Origin of the sequence: Bradyrhizobium sp. 956_D2_N1_4, assembly GCF_052076025.1 — a bacterium.
In the GTDB taxonomy this organism is placed as follows: Bacteria; Pseudomonadota; Alphaproteobacteria; order Rhizobiales; family Xanthobacteraceae; genus Bradyrhizobium; species Bradyrhizobium barranii.
Map to the genome: position 1 here is coordinate 7,713,635 of NZ_CP197237.1, position 21,365 is coordinate 7,734,999.

Below are 21,365 nucleotides of genomic sequence, written 5' to 3' on the forward strand. Positions count from 1 at the left end.
CCGCGTAATTGTGCGTATAGGGTAGGTAATCGTTGCGGGAGTCCTTGCCCGGCGTCAGCACGCGGCTGAGGGCGTGCCCTTCGTCGACGGTCCAGGTCACGACCAGCACGTCGGCGCGCGGCAGCGGTCCCTTGCCGTTGCCCTTCGGCTTCGGCCCGGTTTGCGGCGCCAGCCCTTTCGGCCAGGCAATGTCGGTGAAGCGCGACAGCCCGGTCGAGGTCGAGAAGGCCATGAACTCGCGGCCCTCGCTCGATTCGGAATCGAAATCGATGATCTCGCGCCGAAAGTCTTCGGTCGTGACCTTCGCGGATTTCTTCACCGCGCCCTTGGCCACGCGTTTCACCACGAAGGTGTCGGGCGGGGGCGGCGTCGTGATCGGATCAAAACCGAGATTTCTCTCAACCCATTTGCGGTCAGCACGCATCGCATTGTCTCCGCCAAATTGATTTTCAGACGTCTGATTTCGACAAACGTCTTCCGTTGGTCGGCCAGACAAGCCAACGGTTGCAATTTTAAATCGAAATCCTTGTCGCCGAATGGTCGTGAGTATTGACCGATTCCGTGCCGATCTGAGCCAGTCGGATGTTGCCCCTGCCAAACAAGAGGTTTTCCGAAAAAATATCGCTCAAATGCCTGAACCAATTTGGGTTTGAGATTACACCTATAGTTGAGATGCGACAATCTGCCTTCCAATCACAAACGGAGGAAGTCATGGCAAGCTCGACCACGCGCGTGACGCTGGCGAACAGCGCACGGAAATTGCCAAAGGGGGCCAAGCTCGTCGGCGCAGCCGACCCCAAGCAGGAAATCGAGATCAGCGTTCGCCTGCGCGCGAAGCGTGCCGACGATGAGCAGGTGATGACGCTCGGCGCGCAACCGCCGCGCGAGCGGCAGTATCTCTCGCGTGCCGAGTTCGGCGCAGAGATGGGTGCTGATACCGCCGACGTCGCCAAGATCGACGATTTCGCGCATCACCACGATCTCAACGTCAAGAGCGTGCATCTGGCGTCCCGCACCGTGAAGCTGACCGGGACGGTGAAGGCCATGAGCGCAGCCTTCGGCGTCAAGCTCAACAAGGTCAGATACGAGGGCGCGACCCATCGCATGCGTAAAGGTAGCGTGCAGATCCCGGCCGAGCTCGCAGGTATCGTGGTCGGCGTGCACGGCCTGGACAACCGGCCGGTGGCGCAACCCCACTTCCGCCGCAAGCTGCCGCAGAAGGGCGCAGCCGCACGCGCCGCGCAGGGCGGCAGCTTCTCGGTCGATCAGATCGCCCAGCTCTACAATTTCCCCGGCGGCGAGACCGGCGCCGGCCAGTGCATCGCCATCATCGAGCTCAACGACATCGACCAGAAAGGCCATCCCACGGGCGCCGGCTACAAAACGTCAGACCTGCGCACCTTCTTCAAGAAGGCGGGCATCCCGATGCCGAAGATCGCGCCCGCGAGCGTCGACGGCGGCGCCAACAAGCCCGGCCATTCCGACGCCGACGGCGAGGTCGTGCTCGACATCGAGGTGGCCGGTGCGATCGCGCCCGGCGCCAGGATCGTGGTCTATTTCGCGCCCAATACCACCAACGGCTTCATCGATGCGGTCAAGGCCGCCGTCCACGACACCGCGCGAAAACCTTCGGTGATCTCGATCAGCTGGGGCGGGCCGGAAGACCAGGAAGGCTCGCAGCAATTCGTCGACGGCCTGAACGAGGCGATCCGCGACGCCGCCGCGATGGGCGTCACCGTCTGCGTTGCCTCCGGCGACAATGGTTCGGCTGACATGGGCGCGGACTGGGACGGCAAGCCACATGCAGATTTCCCGGCCTCGAGCCCGTTTGCACTCGCCTGCGGCGGCACCAATCTGAAGGCGCCGAACGGCGATATCAACGAAGTGGTCTGGAACGGCGGGCCGCAGGGCGGCGCAGGCGGCGGCGGTGTCAGCGTCGTGTTCCCGCGGCCGCAATACCAGGCCCAGGCCCATGTGCCGAAATCACCGACGCATCACAATGGTCGGGGGGTGCCCGATGTTGCCGGCGATGCCGATCCCGCGACCGGCTACCAGATCTTCCTTAACGGCGTCGGCACCACCATCGGCGGCACAAGTGCCGTGGCGCCGCTGATGGCGGGGTTGATCGCCCGCATCAACGAGGCGACGACGAAGAAATTCGGCAAGACCGTCGGCTTCATCAACCCGCTGATCTACGCCGCGCACACGCAAGGTGTGTTCCGCGACATCACGGTCGGCAACAATGACATCACCGGCGATCTGCACGGCATGTACAAGGCCGGCCCCGGCTGGGACGCCTGCTCCGGCCTCGGTGTCCCCAACGGAGAAGCGCTGCAGAATTTACTCTCGGCGTGAGGTTCTCTCTTCCTTCTCCCCTTGTGGGAGAAGGTGGCGCGAAGCGCCGGATGAGGGGTATCCTTCCGCGCGTTCAGAATTCGCGGAGAAATACCCCTCACCCGTCTCACCGCTGCGCGGTGAGCCACCCTCTCCCACAAGGGGAGAGGGTTAAGCGCGTGTGCGACTCGCTCCTACTCGTGCCGGTGCCCGTGCTTGCGCGCCTTCGCCTGCTTCCCTTCACCGGTCGGGATCATCACCACGCGGCCGTAGCGGACGCCGCGTTCGGCGATGATGTGGTCGGCGAAATGCCTGACCTCGCCGGCGTCGCCGCGCAGCGCCGTCATCTCCATGCAATTGTTGTCGTCGAGATGGACGTGCAGGGTGGCCAGCGCGAGGTCGTGGTGGCCGTGGAATTCCTGCACCAGGCGTTTCGAAAGATCACGCGCGGCGTGGTCATAGACGTAGACGAGGCCGGCGACGCAGGGGCCGGTCTGTGCGGTGTCCTCGGTGCTCTGTTGCAGGCCGGCGCGCGCGAGGTCGCGGATGATCTCGGAGCGGTTCTGATAGCCGCGCGCTTCTGCAGCCGCGTCGATCTCCGCCAAAAGATCGTCCTCGATGGTGATCGTAATCCGCTGCATCAGGTCCTCTCCGCGCGTACCGCTCTTGTTACCTCGCCCCGCTTGCGGCGAGAGGTCGGAGTTCAAGCGTAGCTTGAATTCCGGGTGAGGGGGACTCTCCACGAGTCCAATTGTCACCGTGGTCGCGGAAGCAGCCCCTCACCCCGACCCTCTCAGTGCGAGCGAAGCTCGTCGCGGCCCCGTAAGAACGGGGCGAGGGAGCGCACCGTCATCATCACAGCCGGGTCCCGCGCAGCCGCAGCGCATTCCCGACCACGCTCACCGAGGACAGCGCCATTGCCGCCGCGGCGATGATCGGGGACAGTAGGATGCCGAACGCCGGGTAGAGGATGCCGGCCGCGATCGGAATGCCGGCGGCGTTGTAGATGAAGGCGAAGAACAGGTTTTGCCGGATATTGCTCATGGTCGCCTGCGACAGTCTTCGCGCACGCACGATGCCGGTGAGATCACCGCTCAACAGGGTGACGCCGGCGCTCTCCATCGCCACGTCCGTGCCGGTGCCCATGGCGATGCCGACCTCGGCGGCCGCCAGTGCGGGCGCGTCGTTGACGCCGTCGCCCGCCATCGCGACGCTGCGCCCGGCCTTTTGCAGCTTCGTCACCACCGCGCTCTTCTGGTCGGGCAGAACCTCGGCCTCGACCTCGGCGATACCGAGCCGGCGCGCCACCGCTTCCGCCGTCGTGCGATTGTCGCCGGTCAGCATGATGACCTTGATGCCTTCATCGGCCAGCGCCCTCAGCGCTTCCGGGGTCGAGGCCTTGACCGGATCGGCGATCGCGAACAGGCCGGCCAGCTTGCCGTCGACGGCCATGTTGATCACGGTGGCGCCGTCCTGGCGCATCCGTTCGGCCTCGGCATCGAGCGCTCCGGTGTCGATGCCGATCGACCCCAGGTATTTTGCGTTGCCGAGCACGATGCTCCTGCCGTCGATTATTCCGGTCGCGCCCTTGCCCGTCGGCGAGTCGAACTGTTCGACCTGAGCGAGGGTGAGTTGCTTCTCCTTCGCGGCGCGCACGATGGCGTCGGCGAGGGGATGCTCGCTGGCGCGCTCGACGCTGGCCGCAATGCGGAGGATGTCGTCCTCCGCAAAGCCGGCAGCCGGAACGATCGCGACCACCTTCGGCTTGCCCTCGGTCAGCGTGCCGGTCTTGTCGACCACCAGCGTGTCGATCTTCTCCATCCGCTCCAGCGCCTCGGCGTTCTTGATCAGCACGCCCGCCTGCGCGCCGCGGCCGACGCCGACCATGATCGACATCGGGGTCGCCAGGCCAAGCGCGCAGGGGCAGGCGATGATCAGCACGCTGACGGCAGCAACGAGGCCGAAGGCCAGCCGCGGCTCCGGTCCGAACCAGGCCCAGGCGGCAAAGGCGGCGATGGCGACGGCGATCACGGTCGGCACGAACCAGCCCGCGACCTGGTCGGCCAGCCGCTGGATCGGCGCGCGCGAGCGCTGCGCGTCCGCAACCATCTGCACGATCTGCGACAGCAGCGTCTCGCGCCCGACCTTGTCGGCGCGCATGATGAAGCCGCCCGACTGGTTGAGCGTCCCGGCGATGACTTTCGCACCGGGCTCCTTGGTGACCGGCATGGATTCGCCGGTGACGAGGGATTCGTCGAGCGCGGAGCGTCCCTCGAGGATAATTCCGTCGACCGGCACCTTCTCGCCGGGACGGACGCGCAAATGGTCGCCGGAGTGGAGCGCATCGATCTCGACCTCGTGCTCGCCGCCATCGGCATCGACGCGGCGCGCGGTTTTTGGCGCAAGCTGCAACAGCGCCTTGATCGCACCCGACGTCGCGTCACGGGCGCGCAGCTCCAGCACCTGGCCGAGCAGCACCAGCACGGTGATCACAGCGGCGGGCTCGAAATAGACGGCAACGGCGCCATCATGACCGCGGAAGGTCGCTGGGAAAATCTGCGGCAGGACAGTCGCGACGACGCTGTAGACATAGGCGACGCCCGTACCCATCGCGATCAGCGTGAACATGTTGAGGTTGCGGGTGACCAGAGACTGCCAGCCGCGGACGAAGAACGGCCAGCCGGCCCACAGCACGACGGGCGTGGCGAAGGCGAGCTGGATCCAGTTCGACAGCGCCGGATCGATCCAGTTATGTGGTCCCGCGAGATGGCCGCCCATCTCCAGCACCACCGGTGGCAGCGCCAGCGCGCCGCCGATCCAGAACCGCCGCGTCATGTCGGCGAGTTCCGGATTGGGCCCGGTCTCCAGGCTCGCGACCTCCGGCTCAAGCGCCATGCCGCAGATCGGGCAGCTGCCGGGTCCGACCTGGCGGATCTCCGGATGCATCGGGCAGGTGTAGATCGTGCCCGCGGGCATCTCTGGTTCGGGCGCCTTCTCTCTGGCGAGATACTTTGCGGGATCGGCGGCGAATTTGGTGCGGCAGCCGGCCGAGCAGAAATGGAAGGTCTCGCCGTGATGTGTGTGGTGATGCTTCGAGCTCGCGGGATCGACCGTCATGCCGCAGACGGGATCGAGGACCTTGGTCGCGGCGGCGCCATGGTCATGCGCGTGATCGCCGTGCCCGCCGCAGCAGGAGGACGCTGCGGGCTTGTCGACTGGCGGGGCAGCCTTGGGGGCGGCCTCGGGAGCAGCCTTGGCGGAACAGCCGCATCCGGACGATGTTTCCGACGTGTGATGGTGCCCGTGGTCGGCGTCGTTCATTGCCATGCTCCGGCCTTGCAGCATATACCCTACGGGGGTATATAGAGCGCATGCGCAAGGACATCAAGGCATCCGTCGGAAAACGTCTTGGCCGGATCGAGGGTCAGGTTCGCGGCCTCTCGAAAATGGTCGAGGAGGACCGCTACTGCATCGACATCGTGACGCAGATTTCGGCCGTGCGTGCCGCGCTGCGCCGGGTCGAGGAAGAGGTTCTGAAAGATCATGTCGCCCATTGCGTGGAGCACGCGATCGCGAGCGGCGACAAGGCCGATCAGCGCGAGAAGATCGCGGAGCTGATGGCGGTGATCGGGCGAGCGGAACGATAGGTCGTTACTTCCGTCATTGCGAGGAGCGCAGCGACGAAGCAATCCAGACTGCCTCCGCCGAGGGACTCTGGATTGCTTCGCTACGCTCGCAATGACGGTGGAAAGAGCGGTGCAACGTCTCTCGGCGTTCGCCGGGACGACAGCCGGCGCATTAGCTACGCCGCCATCTCCTGCGCGCGTCCCCGCGCGCGGTACATCGCCAGTTCGTTCAGCAGCACAAAATGCTCGGAGCAGATGGCGCCCATCTCCGCGGGCTGCGCGCTCACTTCTTCAGCCGGAACTTCAGTCGGCGCTTCTTCGTCAACCGTCTCAGGAACGAGCGGCGGCGCACTGAGCGTTTCTGGAAACACACTGAATGTGCCCGCTACCTCCTCGAGCGGCTTCTGCTTGTCGGCCCAGTGCAGCGCGGTGTAGTCGAAGCCGTGCACGATGGTGGGTTTGACGACTTCGAAATAGGGCGAGATGTCGAAGTCGCGGGGCATGTAGAGCGAGGAATCGCGGATGTGCAGGATCTCGCGGCGGGCGGCGCGGCTGCCGGCCTTGGTGATCTTCGGCAGGATCGGATAGCGCACGGCATCGAAGGCCTGCGCGATCAGCGCCGAGCAGATGATTTTTGTCGGATCGCCCGAACCGATCGAGATCATGCGCCGCCGCCAGCGTTGCGGGATCGGCAACGGGAACAGGAAGCGCATCAGGTCGACGATGTTCTTGGTGTCATAGCCGAAGCCGATGCGGTTGATCGCATAGCGGCAGACCGTGGTGCGGTCCTCATAGGACAGCCCGACCGGGCGGCAGACGCGGGTGTGATACGGGAAATATTTCGACAGCGGCGCCGAGGTGACGCCCTCGCCGATATTGGCCTCGATCAGCACATGCGGCTCGCCGTTGGGCTCCGTGGCGCCCTCGACCGGACCGACATAGAGCGCGGCATGGGACCAGGTCGACTGCGTCAGATATTTGATGATGCCGGAGATGCGGTTGTTGCCCTCGACCAGCAGCACGTCGCCGGGCTCGATGACGCCGCGCAGGTGCTCCGGGTCGCTCGGCGTGAACGGCTCGTAGCCCGGCACCTCCTTCGAGAGGTACGCGGCAATCAGCTTGCCGACTGAGTCCAGAACCGTCCCCATTTCAAACTCCCCCCACGGCCTTTTCCGGCCGTCTTTTTCCCTTCTCTATCATGGTCGAAACGTGTTGCAATTCGGTTCATCACTCTGTGAGATCAAGCACGATTGATTCACCATGATGGTTGCCGTGCAACACCAGATGCAGCAAGGTTCGCGGGCTGTTCCCGTTCGCCGCAAGTTCCCGGAAACCATGACATGACAATCACGCGCCGCAGCTTCCTATCGGCGTCGGCGGCCCTTGCCGCGATGCCGGTCCTGCGCGCGACTGCCGCACCCCTGCCGCGCGAGGCCGACATCGTCGTGATCGGCGCGGGAGCGGCCGGAATTGCCGCGGCGCGGCGCATCATGGCCGCCAACCGCAAGGTCGTGGTGGTAGAAGCGGCATCCCAGATCGGCGGCCGCTGTATCACGGACAGCACGACCTTCGACGTGCCGTTCGATCGTGGCGCACGCTGGATGCACAATCCCGAGACCAATCCGATGATCCGGCTGGCGCGCAGTGCCGGGCTCGACGTGCTGCCGGCACCGACCGGCCAGAAGATGCGTATCGGCCGCCGCAATGCGCGCGCGGGCGAGACCGAACAGTTCCTGGCGGCGCTGGTGCGCGCCAACCGCGCCATCGACGAGGCCGGGCGCGGCAAGCTCGATACGGCCTGCGCCTCGGTGCTGCCGAAGGATCTCGGCGACTGGGCCGGTGCGGCCGAATTCGTGCTCGGTGCGAGCTTTGCGGGCAAAGACCTCAAGGAGCTGTCGGCGATCGACAAGGCGCGTGCGCAGGACCGCAACACCGCGATCGCCTGCCGCCAGGGCCTGGGGACCCTGATCACCAGGCTCGGCGAACAGGCGCCGGTGGCGCTGGCGACGCCGGTGAGCAGGATTGTCTGGAGCAATCGCGATGTCAGCGTGGAGACGCCATCCGGCAGGATCGCCGCACGCGCCGCCATTGTCACGGTCTCGACCAACGTGCTGACGTCGGGCGCGATCAAGTTCGGGCCTGATATTCCCAAGCGCACGCTCGACGCGGCGTCAAAGCTCACGCTCGGCAGCTACGATCGCATCGTGCTGCAACTGCCGGGTAATCCGCTGGGGCTCTCGCGCGACGACATCCTCATCGAGCAGAGCAATTCGACGCGCACGGCGCTGATGCTCGCCAATATCGGCGGCTCTTCACTGTGTTCGATCGATGTTGGCGGCTCGTTCGGCCGCGATCTCTCCGAGCAGGGCGAGAAGGCGATGGTCGCCTTCGCCAGGGAATGGATCACGAAGCTGTTCGGCAGCGAGGCTGCGGCCGCCGTGCAGAAGACCACCGCGACGCGCTGGAACGCCTCGCCTTTCGTGATGGGCGCGATGTCGGCGGCCTCGCCCGGCGGCCAGCTCTCGCGAAAGATCCTGACCGAGCCGATCGGCAACCTGTTCCTCGCCGGCGAAGCCACGCACGAGACGCTGTGGGGCACCGTCGACGGCGCCTGGGAAAGCGGCGAGCGCGCGGCGGATGCGGCCTTGCGCAAGATCGGCGCGCTCAAGGACGAGTCGGCCGACGTGCCGACGCAGTCGACGAAGAAGCGCCGCGCGCCGCGGCAGTAGGGCAATTAAGTCGCCAAACACTCCGCTGTCGTCCCTGCGAACGCAGGGACCCATAACCACAGGGAGTGGTTTGGCGAAAGCTAGCAGTTAGGGGTCCTTGGTCGGTACTGCCACCTGCGCTTATCGACAAATCACGCGGTATGGGTCCCTGCTTTCGCAGGGACGACAGCGGAGATTGTTACCGCAAAATCCCGTCCAGCACCGGCAGCCCCGCGATCACCGCCATCGCGATCAGACCGTAGCAAATCGCGCGGAACACTTTTTCGCTGGCGCGGCCGAACAGCGACGCACCGAACGCGACGCCTATCGCATAGACCGGGCCGACGATCAGCGACAGCACCAGCGATTCGCGTGAGATCAGGCCGGTCGTCGCATAGCTGACCATCGAGAAGAAATCCGACGCGCCGAAGAACAGCACGATATTGGCGCGCGCGACGATCGGCGCGATGGGGCGGCCGAGCCAGTAGCCGACGATCGGCGGGCCGCCGGTCTGCGCCAGTCCGCTACAGAAGCCCGAGAGGCCGCCGATGCCGACCGAGAGCCAGGCGTGGTCCTTGCCGCGATAGCGCCAGCCCGACAGCAGCAGCAGCAACAGCGCAGCGACGAAGCAGGAGATGATCCAGCGCGTGGTGACGGGCTCGAGCACGCTGAGGAAATAGGTGCCGACCGGTACGCCGACCAGCGCGCCCAGCACGATTACCGCGGTGGCCTTGCGGTCCGCCTTCCGCCACGCGTCGGGCAGCAGCGGCAGGGCCGCGACGAAATCGATCACGAGGAGCAGCGCGGCAACGAGACGCGGCGCCGCGATGCTGCTCGCCAGCGGCATGAAGATCAGCGCCGAGCCGAAGCCGGAGAAGCCGCGCGCGGTGCCCGAAACAAAAGCGACGGCGCAGAGCGCCATCGCAACGGTGAGGCTGACGTCCTTCGGAAGAACATCCGCAAGGGTCATCCGCGCAAGACGCCGCCGGTCTTCTTCGTGACTTCCGCCACGATCTTCCCGGCGACGGCCTCGATCTCCTGATCGGTCAGCGTCTTCTCGCGCGGCTGGATCGTCACGGCGATCGCGATCGACTTCTTGCCGTCATCGATGCCCTTGCCCTCGTAGACGTCGAAGACATTCACGCCGGTGATCAGCTTCTTGTCGACGCCTTGCGCGGCGCGAACGATGTCGCCGGCCTTGATGGTGCGGTCGACAATGAAGGCGAAGTCGCGCGACACCGGCTGGAAGGCCGACAGCTCGATCAGGGGCTTGGTGCGGGTCGGCTTCTTCTTCGCCTCGGGGATGCGGTCGAGGATCACCTCGAACACCATCAGCGGGCCATCGGCGCCGAGCGCCTCGAGCGCGCGCGGATGCATCTCGCCGAAATAGCCGAGCACGTTCTGCGGGCCGATCTGGATCGTGCCCGAGCGACCCGGGTGCAGCCAGGTTGGTCCGCCCGCGACGATCTGCAGCGCCTGCATCGGTGCACCGGCAACGGCAAGCACCGCGAGCGCGTCGGCCTTGGCGTCGAACAATTCGGCCTGCGCCGAACCCGACCAGTGCCGTCCCAGACCTTCGGACGAGGCAAAGCCACGCCGAACGCCGCTGGCCGCCATGAACTGATCCTGCGGGCGGTCGCCTTTGAACAGCTGGCCGACCTCGAACAGCGCGACATCGCCGAAGCCGCGATCGGCGTTGGACTGCGCCGCTGCGATCAGGCCCGCCAACAGGGTCGGCCGCATGTCGGAGAGATCCGAGGCGATCGGGTTGGCCACTTCGAGCTCGCGCTGGCCGCCGCCGAACAGGGTTGCCGCAGACTTCGTGATGAAGGACCAGGTCACCGCTTCGATGATGCCGCGGCTCGCGAGTGCGCGCCTGGCGCGGCGGGTGCGGAGCTGGAGCGGCGTCAGCACCGGCTTGCGCGCGTCCTCGCCGCGCTCGAACGGCGTCATCGGCACCTTGTCGACGCCGTAGATGCGCACGATCTCCTCGACGATGTCGGCCTTGCCATGCACATCGGTGCGCCACGAGGGCACCGCGACCTTCACCACCGGACCCGGTCCGGCCATCATGAAGCCGAGATGGGTCAGGATGCGCTTCATCTCCGGCTGCGGCACCTCGATGCCGGAGAGCCGCTTGACCTCGGTAACGGGGAAATCGATCACGCGATCGTCGCCGAAAGCCTTGCCGACCACGACGTTCTCGGACGGCGCGCCGCCGCACATCTCCATCACGAGCTTGGTCGCGAGCTCCAGCCCCGGCACCATGAAGGCCGGATCGACGCCCCGCTCGAAGCGGTAGCGCGCGTCCGAATTGATGCCGAGCTTGCGGCCGGTCTGGGCGATGTTGATCTCGTTCCACAGCGCCGATTCGATCAGCACGTCGGTGGTGTTCTCGTCGCAGCCCGAGGCTTCGCCGCCCATGATGCCGGCGAGCGATTCGACGCCGTGCTCATCCGCGATCACGCAGATGGCGGGATCGAGATTGTAGGTGCGGCCGTCGAGCGCCAGCAGCGCCTCGCCATCGCGGGCGCGGCGCACCACGAGATTGCCCTTCACCTTCTTGGCGTCGAACACGTGCAGCGGGCGAGCGCGGTCGTAGGTCATGAAGTTGGTGATGTCGACCAGCGCGTTGATCGGACGCAGCCCGATCGCGGTCAGCCGCTTCTGCAGCCATTCCGGCGACGGCCCGTTCTTCACCCCGCGCACGAGGCGCAGCGCGAAGCCCGGACACAGCGTGGCGTCCTCGACCGTGACTTTCACGGGACAGGGGAATTCGCCCTTGATCGGCTTGATGGTGGGGTCCTTGAACTTGCCCATGTCGGCGGCGGCGAGATCGCGCGCGATGCCGTGCACGCCGGTGCAGTCCTGCCGGTTCGGCGTCAGATTGATCTCGACCACGGGATCGCCGAGGCCCGCCCATGCGGCGTATGCCGCGCCGATCGGCGCATCCGCCGGCAGCTCCATGATGCCGTCATGGTCGTTGGAGATCTGGAGCTCGGCCGCCGAGCACAGCATGCCGCGGCTCTCGACGCCGCGGATGGTGCCGACACCGAGCGTGATGTCCTTGCCGGGAATGTAGGTCCCCGGCGGCGAGAACACGCTGACCAGGCCCGTGCGCGCATTCGGCGCGCCGCACACGACCTGCACCGGTGCGCCACCATCGCCGGTGTCGACCATGCAGACGCGCAGGCGATCCGCGTTCGGATGCTGCTCGGCCGAGATCACCTTCGCGATGGTGAACGGCTTCAGCGCCTTCGCCTTGTCGTCGATGTTCTCGACCTCGAGCCCGATCATGGTCAGCTTGTCGGCGAGCTTTTCCAGGGGCTCGTCGGTGTCGAGATGATCCTTCAGCCAGGAGAGGGTGAATTTCACGAGCTCAGTCCTCCCGCAAGCGTCGGCACTTCGAGCGGCTTGAAGCCGTAATGGGACAGCCAGCGGACGTCGCTGTCGAACAGCTGGCGCAAATCGGCGATGCCGTATTTCAGCATGGCGATGCGGTCGATGCCCATGCCCCAGGCAAAGCCCTGGTACTCGTCGGGATCGATGCCGCAGGCGCGGAGCACGTTCGGATGCACCATGCCGCAGCCGAGAATCTCGAGCCAGTCCTCGCCCTCGCCGAACCGGATCTCGCCCTTGTCGCGGCGGCACTGGATGTCGACTTCCAGCGACGGCTCGGTGAACGGGAAGAACGACGGCCGGAAGCGCATGTTGATGTGGTCGACCTCGAAGAACGCCTTGCAGAACTCGTGCAGGATCCATTTGAGGTGGCCGAGATGCGAGTGCTTGTCGATGACGAGGCCTTCGACCTGGTGGAATTGCGGCGTGTGGGTCGCATCCGAATCGATGCGGTAGGTGCGGCCCGGGCAGATCACGCGGATCGGCGGCTTCTGGCTCAGCATGGTGCGCACCTGCACCGGCGAGGTGTGGGTTCGCAGCAGCATGCGCGAGCCGTCCTCCTTCGGATGGAAGAAGAAGGTGTCGTGCATCTCGCGGGCGGGATGGCCCTCCGGGAAATTCAGCTTGGTGAAGTTGTAGTCATCGGTCTCGATGTCGGGGCCTTCCGCGACCGAGAATCCCATGTCGGCGAAGATCGTCGTCAACTCGTCCCAGACCTGGCTCAGCGGATGGATGCGGCCGACTTCAGTCGGCGCATCGCGCAGCGGCAGGGTGACGTCGATGGTCTCGGATGCGAGCCGCGCATCGAGCGCCGCCGACTTCAGCACGTCGCGCCGCGCGGCGAGGGCCTGGGTGACCTCGTCCTTGGCCTGGTTGATCGCCGCGCCTTGCGTCTTGCGCTCGTCCGGCGACATCTTGCCGAGCGTTGCAAGCAAGGCCGAGATCGAGCCCTTCTTGCCGAGGGAGGCAACGCGGACGGCTTCGAGGGCGGCTTCGTCCCCGGCAGCACTGATCTGCGTGAGGATGGATTGGACGAGACTGGCGAGGTCGGACACGGTCGGATCCTTTCAAAACGCTGCCGGTTGTGGCCGCAGCCGGGCCGGAACGTCAAGCCGTATAGCCGTCGTAAATGCAGGGCATTTGAACCCTATAGGCATGGCTGGCACCAACCTGAAGTCGAGGGAGAAGACGATGCGTTTACGATCCTGGGTGGTCGGCTTGAGCTTGGTTCTTTTGGGGAGCGCGGCTCACGCCGCGGAGGAATGCCCGGCCAAATCGACGTCGATGGATGACATCATCGCGGTCCTGAACGCGGCGCCGAGCTGCGACCGTGCCATGACGCTGTTCGATGCTTGCGCATACGGCGCCAGCGGCGACGTGCAATTCGGCGAAGCGGTCGAGAAGAAGTGCGAGGCCGATTTTGTCGGCCGGCTGAGAACGCCGCAGAAGCTCAGCTATCAGCGCGAGTTGCGGGTCTGCGACCGGAAGTACCGGAACAAGTCCGGCACCATGTATATCTCGGCCACGGCCTTCTGCCGGGCGGAGGTCGCCCAGCGTTACTCGCGACGTGCGCTGAAGGCCGGCGGAGCCGGCCATTAGTGCTGGGCTTGCTCTGAAGCAGCCGCTTAGGCGGCCAGCGCAGCCTTGGCCTTCTCGGCGATCGCCCGGAACGACGCAGGCTCGTGGATCGCGAGATCCGACAGCACCTTGCGGTCCACGGTGATGCCCGACTTGGCGAGACCGTCGATAAATCGGCTGTAGGTCAGGCCGAACGGACGCACGGCGGCGTTGAGACGCTGGATCCAGAGCGCGCGGAAAGTCCGCTTCTTGCGCTTGCGATCACGGAACGCGTACTGCTGGGCCTTTTCCACGGCCGGCTTGGCGGCGCGGATGGTGTTCTTGCGGCGGCCATAGAAACCCTTGGCGGCCTTGTAGACTTTCTTGTGCTTGGCGTGGGCGGTCACACCGCGTTTGACGCGAGACATGACAAAATCCTTCAGAGATGACTTGGTTTTCGGATCGCCGCGCGAGCGCGGCGGAGGTGGCAATGATCTTCGACGATCTTGGACGCGATCAGGCGTTCGGCAAGAAGTACTTCTTGACGTTGTCGCCGTCGGTCTTGAACAGCACGCGAGTGCCGCGCAGCTGACGGATCTGCTTCTTCGTCCGCTTGATCATGCCGTGACGCTTGCCGCGCTGGGCGTGCATCACTTTGCCGGTGGCAGTCACCTTGAAGCGCTTTTTAGCGCCCGATTTGGTCTTCAGCTTGGGCATTTGGCTCTCCTAATGGCCACAGAAATCCGCCCGCGAAGGCGGCTGGCCGTCAAAAATGCTCGTTAGAGCGTTGATTGTGCTCAGGTTTTACGAACAAGCGCGAAACCCGCACGGACACCGCCACGGCAGCCCTTAATCAGCCGGGCGATGAAGGCTGGGCTTATGACAGAGGACAAGCCAAATGGCAACGCTGAACCGCCGAAACCTGCCTGGCGACTATTCGGAGTTACCACCCATATGTCCAAGCCATGTTGCCTGGAGCAAGACCAAAATGGCCCATTTTCCCCGATCGCTTTCGTCCTTGACGGACCTCGCCCGCCCGCGCCGCCTGGCGCTGCTTGCCGTGCTGGCCACGGCCATGCTGCCCTCGACCGCCGACGCCCGTATCGGCAGCTATGACGGCATCTGGAATGTCACTTTCGCCACCACGCGGGGCAATTGCAGTTCCGGTTACAGCGTCCCCTTCACCGTCACCGGCGGCCGGGTGTCATCCGCCGGCGGCGGCCGGGTCTCCGGCACGGTTCGTCGCGGCGGCGCCGTCGCGGTCCAGGTCTCGGTCGGCGCGTCCCACGCCAGTGGAGGCGGCCGGCTCGGCGGGGTGGCCGGTGCAGGCTCCTGGAACGGCATCATTTCCGGCGACCGCTGCAGCGGCATCTGGCATGCGACCCGGTCCTGATACACAAACGGCCCGCCGGAAATCCGGACGGGCCGTTGAACTCTCAGTCCTGAAAAACGGACGTCAGCGCGGCGCCAGCACCATGACGACCTGACGGCCCTCGAACCTGGCGTCCTGCTCGACCTTGGCGAGCTCGGCGACATCGTTCTTGATCTTGTCCAGAAGCTTGGTGCCGATCTCCTGGTGCGCCATTTCGCGGCCGCGATAGCGCAGCGTGATCTTGACCTTGTCACCCTCTTCGAAGAACCGCTGCATCGCGCGCATCTTCACGTCGTAATCGTGGTCGTCGATCATCGGGCGGAGCTTGATCTCCTTGATCTCGACGATCTTCTGCCGCTTGCGGGCTTCGGCGGCCTTTTTCTGGGCGGAATACTTGTACTTCCCGTAGTCCATGATCTTGCAGACGGGAGGGCTGACATTCGGCGAAATCTCGACCAGATCCATGCCAGCTTCCTGGGCCATGCGGATGGCCATGACGGTTTCGACCGTGCCCTTGTTGTCACCGGTCTGATCGATCAGCTGGATTTGCGCATTGCGAATATCATCATTGATGCGCGGCCCGTCTTTGCTGGCAACGGGCGGGGCTTTATTGGGACGGCGAATGGGTGGTTCTCCAAAATTGTGAAAGAGGCGGCTAGTCTGAAGGAAGATGCGTTTGCGGGCAAGCAAGTCGCGTGCGGGAGGCGAAAAAGCCTCAAATGCGAGGCATTTTGGTCACGCCCATGGGCACGCTGCAGGACATAGACACCTTGCTTCTGTTCCGCAAGCGTCCCAAAGGGCAATAGCGATGCTGGGCTGGGCCTCGGAACGCATCCAGACAGTTCAAACCGAACAACCAGAGTAAACGTTCCATGAGCAATGCAAGTCCCGAAGCCGTGCTCGGCTTCATCGATGTGGGCGAGGGCCCGTCCGCACGCAGGATCGCGGTGCGCAGCCGCGCCGGTCGAGGACCCGGACTGGTCTGGCTCGGCGGGTTCAAGTCGGACATGCAGGGCAGCAAGGCCGTGGCGCTGGACGGCTGGGCCCGGGAACACGGCCGCGCCGCGGTCCGGTTCGACTACTCCGGCCATGGCGAATCCGGCGGCGATTTCGCCGATGGAACCATCGGAAGCTGGCTCGAGGACAGCGTGGCGGTATTCGAGCGGTTCTGCGACGGCCCGCAGGTTCTGATCGGTTCCTCGATGGGCGGCTGGATGGCGCTGCTGCTCGCGCGCGAGATCAGGAAGCGGGCCAGTAAAGCGTCGCTTGCGGGCCTGGTGCTGATCGCGCCGGCGCCCGACTTCACCGAGGGGCTGATGTGGAAGAATTTTTCGCCCGCGGTGAAGAAAGAAATCGAGACCAAGGGCTTCTGGCTGCGGCCGTCGGATTATGGCGATGGCTCGCCCTATCCGATCACGCGGAATCTGATCGAGGAGGGCCGCAATCACCTCGTGCTCGGCAGCGCCATCGATCTCGGCTGTCCCGTGCGCATCCTCCAGGGCGCGCAGGATCCGGATGTGCCCTGGCAGCACGCATTCGCGCTGACGCATCGCCTGCCCGCCGACGACGTGGTGCTGACCATGATCCAGGACGGCGATCACCGCCTCTCCCGCCCGCAGGACATCGCCCGCATTCTTGCCGCGGTGGCCGAGATCGGGTGAGAGTTTCTTCCTTCCCCCCTTGTGGGGGAAGGTGGCGCGAAGCGCCGGATGAGGGGTTGTCTCTGCACGTCCGAATGAGAGTTGGACTCGCGGAGACAGACCCCTCACCCAGGTGAATGCGTGTCAACGAGCGGAGCTGCCCTCTCCCACAAGGGGCCTGTTGCGTTATCGGCTTTTGAGGCTGAAGACGTCAGGAGAGAAGGCCTTGGTCCTGGCAATGCCTGCGAAGATCTGTAGTTGTTGCCCTCAGCGGGCAGCTCACGCGGCGATCGTGGCCCACCGCCTCATGTTGAAGGCGATTGAGGCGAGCAGAACTTGCCCGGTCGCCTTGATCAGACCGACGTAGCGGATGCAGGTCAGCCGCATGCGGCGTTTGAGAGTAGCGAAGGTGGTCTCGACCTGGGCTCGGCGGCGCGCGATGAGGAGGTTGTAGCGTTTGAGCCTCGGCGGCAACTCCGGGTGATGCCGGTTGGGCCGACGAGCAATGCGGGGTTTCTTGCCCTCCGCCTTCAGCCGGGCCCGTCGGGCATGGGTGTCGTAAGCCGCATCGGCCCACACCGCAGCTTCATCGCCGCGGATCAAAGCGTCCGCCGGTGTCGTGTCGTTGATGTTGGCCGGTGTGGTCAGTACCGTGCGGATCAAGCCGGATCCTTCGTCGACACCGACATGGGCCTTGTAACCGAACGTCGTGCCGCTCTTGCCTTGCCGCTTGGTGAAGCGGGCGTCGGGATCGTTTGAGGGGCGATCCTCCTTCGGAGGAGCCGACACCGCCTGGATCAAGGTCGCATCCAGCATCGTGCCGCGCTTGAGGATGACGCCGGCATTTTCAAGCTGACGATCCAGCTCACCAAACAGCTTCTCCAGCAGGCCTTGTTCGACAAGCTGGTTCCGAAAGCGGTTCAGGACCGTATGGTCGGGCGTCGCATCCTCGAGGCTCAAACCGACGAAGCGCTTGAACGACAACCGGTCGCCCAGCGCTTCCTCGAGTTCGCGCTCCGAAAGACCATACAGCGACTGCAACAGCACAGCACGAAACAGCACCAGCACCGGATAGCCTGGTCGACCGGGGCTCCCTTCATCCCGCAAATGGCCGATCAGCTTCTCGAACCGGTACCACTTGACCAGGCCCGCCAGCCGATCCAGCGCCGCATTGGCGCCGGCCCCCTTCGGCATCAGCGCTTCCACAAAGCTCGGCTGTCCCGTCCGCTTGACCGCCATCGCTACCCTCCAAGGCTTTGCCCTAGGGAATCACAATTGACGAATTACGCAACAGGCCCACAAGGGGAGAGGGCACAACAAGAAACACTGGGAGGCAAATACAATGACCGCCACCACGATGCTGCGCACCTTCTGCGACGCCGTTGAACAGCGTAACGGAAAAGCCTTCGCGGATCTCTTCACCGAGGACGGCGTCTATCACGATGTCTTCTACGGCGCCTTCGAAGGCCGCGAAAAGATCGCAGCGATGGTCGACGACTGGTTCTATCGCACGGCGACCGATTTCCGCTGGGACATGCATGACCCCGTGACCGACGGCACCACGCTCTATGCGCGCTACACCTTCAGCTATCGCTCGACCTTGGCCGAAGCGAACGGCGCGCGGGCGATGTTCGAGGGCGTCGCGATCATGACGCTGCGCGACGGCAAGATCGTGAGCTATCACGAGGTCGCCAACACCGCGCCGGCGTTCGTCGATCTGAAGTTTGCGCCGGAACGGATTGCTAAGATCGTCGGCAAGCAGGGCGCCGAGCTGAAAGCGCGGCCTGAGATGCAGCGGCATCTGGCGTAGCCGCGCGGCCCTCTCCTCTTGTCATTCCGGGCTCGCGCTGCGCGCGCCCCGGAATGACAGTAACGACTATCGCTTCGACGGATTCGCCATCGGCTTGCGCTGTGCCAGCGCGGCGACGGTGGCGGTGCCGATCTGGCCCTGCTCGTCGTAGAGCCAGCATTCGCCGATCGCGACGCCGTCGGTCGCCTGGTGATTGACCACGTCGAAGCCGATCCAGTTCGTCACCGGCAGCCGATGCAGATAGATCGTGACGTCGCTGTTGATGTAGCCGAGCCCCTTGTCGCCGGCATTCGCAAAGGGGCTCGCGAAGTCGGCACCAACAGCGACATGCACGAACGGCGTCATCGGAACGCCGGCCACGAGCTCGCGCACCTCGCTCATCCAGAGCCGGCGCGGACCGAGCGAGCCCATATGGCCGACGATCGGCCGCGTCGTCCATTTGCCGTTCATGCCGAGCCTGGGATCGGTGGGCTTGGGAATGTCGTCCGGCTTCGGTACGTCCCAGTTCGGCGGCGACCAGACGTTGCCGTCCGGATTCTGCGTTTTGCGCAGCAGCTGGCACGAGGCACGCGCCATGCTGACGCCGCCGGAGACAAATTCGGCCTCGACCACGCGAATGCGTAGTCCGTCGCGCACCAGCCGCGTCGTCACTTCGATCGGCTTGTCGATGGTCGGCAGCCGAAACATGTCGACCGTGAGCCGCGCCGGGACGAATTCCGGGCCGGAATGGCGCTCCTCGATGGCGAAGCCGAGCAGGCCGACGATGACGCGTCCGTGCAGCGATTTCGGATCCCAGGGACCGTTGGCCACTTCCGTCGGATGGAATGTATCGTCGTCGCGGGTGAAGAAAGGCATGTTTGTCATGACGCGCGACTTTGAGGAAACGCGTGAGGAAATCAAGGTCCCCAATCCTCATGGTGAGGAGGCGTGAAGCGCTCTCACCACAACAACGGTGTCATCGCCCGGCTTGACCGGGCGATCCAGTACCCCGAGACGATTGTGGTTCAATCGAGAGGCCGCGGCGTACTGGATGCCCCGCTTTCGCGGGGCATGACAGTGGAGAGTTGGGAGGCGGCTTGCCACTCCTCACGCACGCTTTCGTCGTGCTCGTAGCTCGCCGCGGCAGACCTCATCGCCTCAAACTCTCCGCGCGACACCAACTGCCTCAGCGCCCACACCGCAGCGCCGCGCACCAACGCGCTCTCATCGCCGAGCGATCGCCGCGCCTCCTCCGCCAGCATCGCCTCACCGGAGTTACCAATCGCGATCAGCACATTCCGCAAAAAGCGGTCGCGGCCGATGCGCTTCACCGGCGACTTCGTGAACAGCGCGCGAAACGATGCGTCGTCGAGCCGTGCGAGTTCGGAAAGCGACGGCGCGCGCAATTCGTCGCGCGCGGCGAGCTTTGCCTCACGTCCTTCCTGCGCGAACTTGTTCCAGGGACACGCTGCAAGGCAATCGTCGCAGCCATAGATGCGATTGCCGATGGCCTTGCGAAACTCGCGCGGGATCGGTCCCTTGTTCTCGATGGTGAGATACGAGATGCAGCGCCGCGCATCGAGCTTGTAGGGCGCCGGAAACGCCGACGTCGGGCAGATGTCGAGGCACGCCTGGCATGAGCCGCAATGATCGATCTCGGCGTCGTCGCGCGGCAGCTCGAGCGTCGTGTAGATCGCACCGAGGAATAGCCAGGAGCCGAACTCGCGCGAGACGAGATTGGTGTGCTTGCCCTGCCAGCCGAGATGCGCGGCTTGCGCCAACGGCTTCTCCATCACCGCCGCGGTGTCGACGAACACCTTGACGTCCGACGGCGCGGTCGCGACCAACCAGCGCGCCAGCGCCTTCAGGCGCTTCTTGATGAGATCGTGGTAGTCGTCGCCCTGCGCATAGACCGAGATCGCCGCGCGCGTGCGCTGCTTCAGGATCGCGAGCGGATCCTGGTCGGGCCCGTAATTGACGCCGAGCATGATGACGCTGCGCACGTCCTGCCACAGCCCGCGCGGATCGACGCGGCGCTCGGGGTGTGCTGCAAGCCAGTCCATGTCGCCATGGCCGCCCGAGGCGATGAATTCGAGAAAATGCTTTCCGGCGTTTTCGATCGTGCCGGATGCGGTGATGCCGATGCAGTCGAAGCCGAGCGCGCGTGCCTCGTTTGCAAGCGCCGCCTTCAATTCGGTCGGATCCGAGTTCAGAAGTCGAGGTCCACGTAGGTCCGCGATGCCGGCACGCCCGCCAGCCATTCGCTCAGCAGCGGACGGAACGACGGGCGGGATTTCACCCGCGCGTACCACGCCTTTGCTGCGTCGTCCTCGCTCCATGGCACGTCGCCCAGATAGTCGATCGCCGAGAGATGCGCCGCGGCGGCGAGGTCCGCGTAGGTGAGCCGGTCGCCGGCGAGGAAGTTCCGCGTCTGCGCCAGCCAGCCGATATAGGCCAGATGATAGCGCACGTTGGCCTTGGCGGCTCGCATCACGTCGGCCGAGGGTGCGCCGCCGCCGTTCTCCTCGCTCATGAAGCGCTTGTAGATGCGCTCGGTGACCAGAGGATGCGAGACCTCCTCGAAGAATTTTTCGTTGAACCAGGCCATCAGCCGGCGCACCTCGACGCGCTCGGCGACCGTTTCCGGCATCAGGCGCTTCGGTCCCATGTCGGCGCCGTAGGCCTCATCGACATATTCGGCGATGATCGCGGCGCCCGGTATGGGCGATTGTTCCTTGTCCACCAGGACGGGCGTGGTGCCGGCCGCATTGAGCAGCAGAAATGCCTCGCGCCGCTCCCAGCTGCGTTCTTCGACCAGCCGCAATTCGAGCCCGTATTCTCCCGCGATCAGGCGGATGAAACGCGAATGCGGGCAGAACGGATGATGAAACAGCGTAAACATGAAGCCTTTGACTATTTGATGGTGATTAAGAATCCATC

Annotated in this window: 21 protein-coding genes; 8 read left to right on the plus strand and 13 right to left on the minus strand. The window is 64.9% G+C overall.

Annotated features, from left to right (window positions below; genetic code table 11):
• Positions 1-44: 44 nt before the first annotated feature.
• Together AB7535_RS36470 and AB7535_RS36475 are read left to right on the plus strand one after the other, a co-directional pair.
• Complete coding sequence (locus AB7535_RS36470) at positions 45-446, plus strand: hypothetical protein (protein ID WP_441279806.1); 402 nt, start codon at positions 45-47, stop codon at positions 444-446.
• Positions 447-711: 265 nt separating this feature from the next.
• A complete protein-coding gene (locus AB7535_RS36475; RefSeq protein ID WP_063980231.1) occupies positions 712-2,355 on the plus strand; it encodes a S53 family peptidase in 1,644 nt (547 codons plus the stop codon).
• Between the two features lie 173 nt (positions 2,356-2,528).
• On the opposite strand, the gene nikR is transcribed toward AB7535_RS36475, so the two are convergent.
• Together nikR and AB7535_RS36485 are read right to left on the minus strand one after the other, a co-directional pair.
• On the minus strand, positions 2,529-2,975 hold the full coding sequence (gene nikR, locus AB7535_RS36480; RefSeq protein ID WP_028148816.1) for a nickel-responsive transcriptional regulator NikR: 447 nt from the start codon (positions 2,973-2,975) through the stop codon (positions 2,529-2,531).
• Positions 2,976-3,189: 214 nt separating this feature from the next.
• Positions 3,190-5,655: a heavy metal translocating P-type ATPase gene (locus AB7535_RS36485; protein ID WP_439037526.1), complete on the minus strand. Its 2,466-nt coding sequence runs from the start codon at positions 5,653-5,655 to the stop codon at positions 3,190-3,192.
• 50 nt (positions 5,656-5,705) lie between these two features.
• Between AB7535_RS36485 and AB7535_RS36490 the strand changes: the two genes are divergently transcribed.
• Positions 5,706-5,981 (plus strand): metal-sensitive transcriptional regulator, encoded by a 276-nt coding sequence (locus AB7535_RS36490; RefSeq protein ID WP_007598521.1) that lies wholly within the window; start codon positions 5,706-5,708, stop codon positions 5,979-5,981.
• 155 nt (positions 5,982-6,136) lie between these two features.
• Here AB7535_RS36490 and AB7535_RS36495 read toward each other — a convergent pair whose 3' ends face one another.
• Entirely contained in the window at positions 6,137-7,108 is a 972-nt protein-coding gene (locus AB7535_RS36495) for a YiiX/YebB-like N1pC/P60 family cysteine hydrolase (protein ID WP_063980228.1), read from the minus strand.
• Between the two features lie 192 nt (positions 7,109-7,300).
• On the opposite strand from AB7535_RS36495, the gene AB7535_RS36500 reads away from it, so the two are divergent.
• The gene (locus AB7535_RS36500) at positions 7,301-8,689 is read left to right on the plus strand and encodes a flavin monoamine oxidase family protein (RefSeq protein ID WP_354114570.1); all 1,389 of its coding nucleotides are present in this window, start codon (positions 7,301-7,303) and stop codon (positions 8,687-8,689) included.
• Between the two features lie 178 nt (positions 8,690-8,867).
• Here the strand turns inward: AB7535_RS36500 and AB7535_RS36505 are convergent, their stop codons facing one another.
• Genes AB7535_RS36505 through pheS form a run of 3 tightly spaced genes read right to left on the minus strand, consistent with a single transcriptional unit; the run spans position 8,868 to position 13,122 of the window.
• Positions 8,868-9,638 (minus strand): sulfite exporter TauE/SafE family protein, encoded by a 771-nt coding sequence (locus AB7535_RS36505; protein ID WP_231143742.1) that lies wholly within the window; start codon positions 9,636-9,638, stop codon positions 8,868-8,870.
• On the minus strand, positions 9,635-12,043 hold the full coding sequence (pheT, locus tag AB7535_RS36510) for a phenylalanine--tRNA ligase subunit beta (protein ID WP_354114569.1): 2,409 nt from the start codon (positions 12,041-12,043) through the stop codon (positions 9,635-9,637). The genes AB7535_RS36505 and pheT overlap by 4 nt, the downstream gene beginning before the upstream one ends.
• A complete protein-coding gene (gene pheS, locus AB7535_RS36515; protein WP_354114568.1) occupies positions 12,040-13,122 on the minus strand; it encodes a phenylalanine--tRNA ligase subunit alpha in 1,083 nt (360 codons plus the stop codon). Before pheS ends, pheT begins: the two co-directional genes overlap by 4 nt.
• A 136-nt stretch (positions 13,123-13,258) precedes the next feature.
• Here pheS and AB7535_RS36520 point away from each other — a divergent pair, with 136 nt between their 5' ends.
• Positions 13,259-13,666 carry a hypothetical protein gene (locus AB7535_RS36520; protein WP_063985967.1) on the plus strand — a complete coding sequence of 136 codons (408 nt, stop codon included), beginning with the start codon at positions 13,259-13,261 and terminating at the stop codon, positions 13,664-13,666.
• A gap of 26 nt (positions 13,667-13,692) precedes the next feature.
• Here AB7535_RS36520 and rplT read toward each other — a convergent pair whose 3' ends face one another.
• Entirely contained in the window at positions 13,693-14,052 is a 360-nt protein-coding gene (rplT, locus tag AB7535_RS36525; RefSeq protein ID WP_439037527.1) for a 50S ribosomal protein L20, read from the minus strand.
• Between the two features lie 88 nt (positions 14,053-14,140).
• Positions 14,141-14,341: a 50S ribosomal protein L35 gene (rpmI, locus tag AB7535_RS36530; RefSeq protein WP_008539890.1), complete on the minus strand. Its 201-nt coding sequence runs from the start codon at positions 14,339-14,341 to the stop codon at positions 14,141-14,143.
• A 271-nt stretch (positions 14,342-14,612) separates the two neighbouring features.
• Between rpmI and AB7535_RS36535 the strand changes: the two genes are divergently transcribed.
• Positions 14,613-15,017 (plus strand): hypothetical protein, encoded by a 405-nt coding sequence (locus AB7535_RS36535; RefSeq protein WP_085404991.1) that lies wholly within the window; start codon positions 14,613-14,615, stop codon positions 15,015-15,017.
• 63 nt (positions 15,018-15,080) lie between these two features.
• Here the strand turns inward: AB7535_RS36535 and infC are convergent, their stop codons facing one another.
• On the minus strand, positions 15,081-15,620 hold the full coding sequence (gene infC, locus AB7535_RS36540) for a translation initiation factor IF-3 (protein ID WP_071917037.1): 540 nt from the start codon (positions 15,618-15,620) through the stop codon (positions 15,081-15,083).
• Between the two features lie 248 nt (positions 15,621-15,868).
• Here infC and AB7535_RS36545 point away from each other — a divergent pair, with 248 nt between their 5' ends.
• Positions 15,869-16,657 (plus strand): alpha/beta hydrolase, encoded by a 789-nt coding sequence (locus AB7535_RS36545; protein WP_439037528.1) that lies wholly within the window; start codon positions 15,869-15,871, stop codon positions 16,655-16,657.
• Between the two features lie 258 nt (positions 16,658-16,915).
• Here the strand turns inward: AB7535_RS36545 and AB7535_RS36550 are convergent, their stop codons facing one another.
• Positions 16,916-17,875, minus strand: coding sequence for an IS5 family transposase (locus tag AB7535_RS36550; protein ID WP_166348444.1), 960 nt, complete (start codon positions 17,873-17,875; stop codon positions 16,916-16,918).
• A 103-nt stretch (positions 17,876-17,978) separates the two neighbouring features.
• On the opposite strand from AB7535_RS36550, the gene AB7535_RS36555 reads away from it, so the two are divergent.
• Positions 17,979-18,446, plus strand: a complete 468-nt coding sequence (locus AB7535_RS36555) for a nuclear transport factor 2 family protein (protein WP_135214011.1) — start codon at positions 17,979-17,981, stop codon at positions 18,444-18,446.
• A gap of 66 nt (positions 18,447-18,512) precedes the next feature.
• Here the strand turns inward: AB7535_RS36555 and AB7535_RS36560 are convergent, their stop codons facing one another.
• The 3 genes from AB7535_RS36560 to AB7535_RS36570 all read right to left on the minus strand — a co-directional run bounded on the left by AB7535_RS36560 (position 18,513) and on the right by AB7535_RS36570 (position 21,327).
• Entirely contained in the window at positions 18,513-19,310 is a 798-nt protein-coding gene (locus AB7535_RS36560; RefSeq protein ID WP_354113196.1) for an acyl-CoA thioesterase domain-containing protein, read from the minus strand.
• Between the two features lie 140 nt (positions 19,311-19,450).
• Positions 19,451-20,686: a tRNA epoxyqueuosine(34) reductase QueG gene (queG, locus tag AB7535_RS36565; RefSeq protein WP_354113197.1), complete on the minus strand. Its 1,236-nt coding sequence runs from the start codon at positions 20,684-20,686 to the stop codon at positions 19,451-19,453.
• Positions 20,635-21,327 (minus strand): glutathione S-transferase family protein, encoded by a 693-nt coding sequence (locus AB7535_RS36570; RefSeq protein WP_063980220.1) that lies wholly within the window; start codon positions 21,325-21,327, stop codon positions 20,635-20,637. Before AB7535_RS36570 ends, queG begins: the two co-directional genes overlap by 52 nt.
• Positions 21,328-21,365 lie beyond the last annotated feature (38 nt).

Excerpts from the sequence above, each read along its gene's own strand:
- AB7535_RS36475 (WP_063980231.1), top strand. The coding sequence starts at position 712 with ATGGCAAGCTCGACCACGCGCGTGACGCTGGCGAACAGCGCACGGAAA.
- nikR (WP_028148816.1), bottom strand. The coding sequence starts at position 2,975 with ATGCAGCGGATTACGATCACCATCGAGGACGATCTTTTGGCGGAGATC.
- AB7535_RS36485 (WP_439037526.1), bottom strand. The coding sequence starts at position 5,655 with ATGAACGACGCCGACCACGGGCACCATCACACGTCGGAAACATCGTCC.
- AB7535_RS36490 (WP_007598521.1), top strand. The coding sequence starts at position 5,706 with ATGCGCAAGGACATCAAGGCATCCGTCGGAAAACGTCTTGGCCGGATC.
- AB7535_RS36495 (WP_063980228.1), bottom strand. The coding sequence starts at position 7,108 with ATGGGGACGGTTCTGGACTCAGTCGGCAAGCTGATTGCCGCGTACCTC.
- AB7535_RS36500 (WP_354114570.1), top strand. The coding sequence starts at position 7,301 with ATGACAATCACGCGCCGCAGCTTCCTATCGGCGTCGGCGGCCCTTGCC.
- AB7535_RS36505 (WP_231143742.1), bottom strand. The coding sequence starts at position 9,638 with ATGACCCTTGCGGATGTTCTTCCGAAGGACGTCAGCCTCACCGTTGCG.
- AB7535_RS36520 (WP_063985967.1), top strand. The coding sequence starts at position 13,259 with ATGCGTTTACGATCCTGGGTGGTCGGCTTGAGCTTGGTTCTTTTGGGG.
- rplT (WP_439037527.1), bottom strand. The coding sequence starts at position 14,052 with ATGTCTCGCGTCAAACGCGGTGTGACCGCCCACGCCAAGCACAAGAAA.
- rpmI (WP_008539890.1), bottom strand. The coding sequence starts at position 14,341 with ATGCCCAAGCTGAAGACCAAATCGGGCGCTAAAAAGCGCTTCAAGGTG.
- AB7535_RS36535 (WP_085404991.1), top strand. The coding sequence starts at position 14,613 with ATGGCCCATTTTCCCCGATCGCTTTCGTCCTTGACGGACCTCGCCCGC.
- AB7535_RS36545 (WP_439037528.1), top strand. The coding sequence starts at position 15,869 with ATGAGCAATGCAAGTCCCGAAGCCGTGCTCGGCTTCATCGATGTGGGC.
- AB7535_RS36550 (WP_166348444.1), bottom strand. The coding sequence starts at position 17,875 with ATGGCGGTCAAGCGGACGGGACAGCCGAGCTTTGTGGAAGCGCTGATG.
- AB7535_RS36555 (WP_135214011.1), top strand. The coding sequence starts at position 17,979 with ATGACCGCCACCACGATGCTGCGCACCTTCTGCGACGCCGTTGAACAG.
- AB7535_RS36560 (WP_354113196.1), bottom strand. The coding sequence starts at position 19,310 with ATGACAAACATGCCTTTCTTCACCCGCGACGACGATACATTCCATCCG.
- queG (WP_354113197.1), bottom strand. The coding sequence starts at position 20,686 with ATGGCTGGCGGGCGTGCCGGCATCGCGGACCTACGTGGACCTCGACTT.
- AB7535_RS36570 (WP_063980220.1), bottom strand. The coding sequence starts at position 21,327 with ATGTTTACGCTGTTTCATCATCCGTTCTGCCCGCATTCGCGTTTCATC.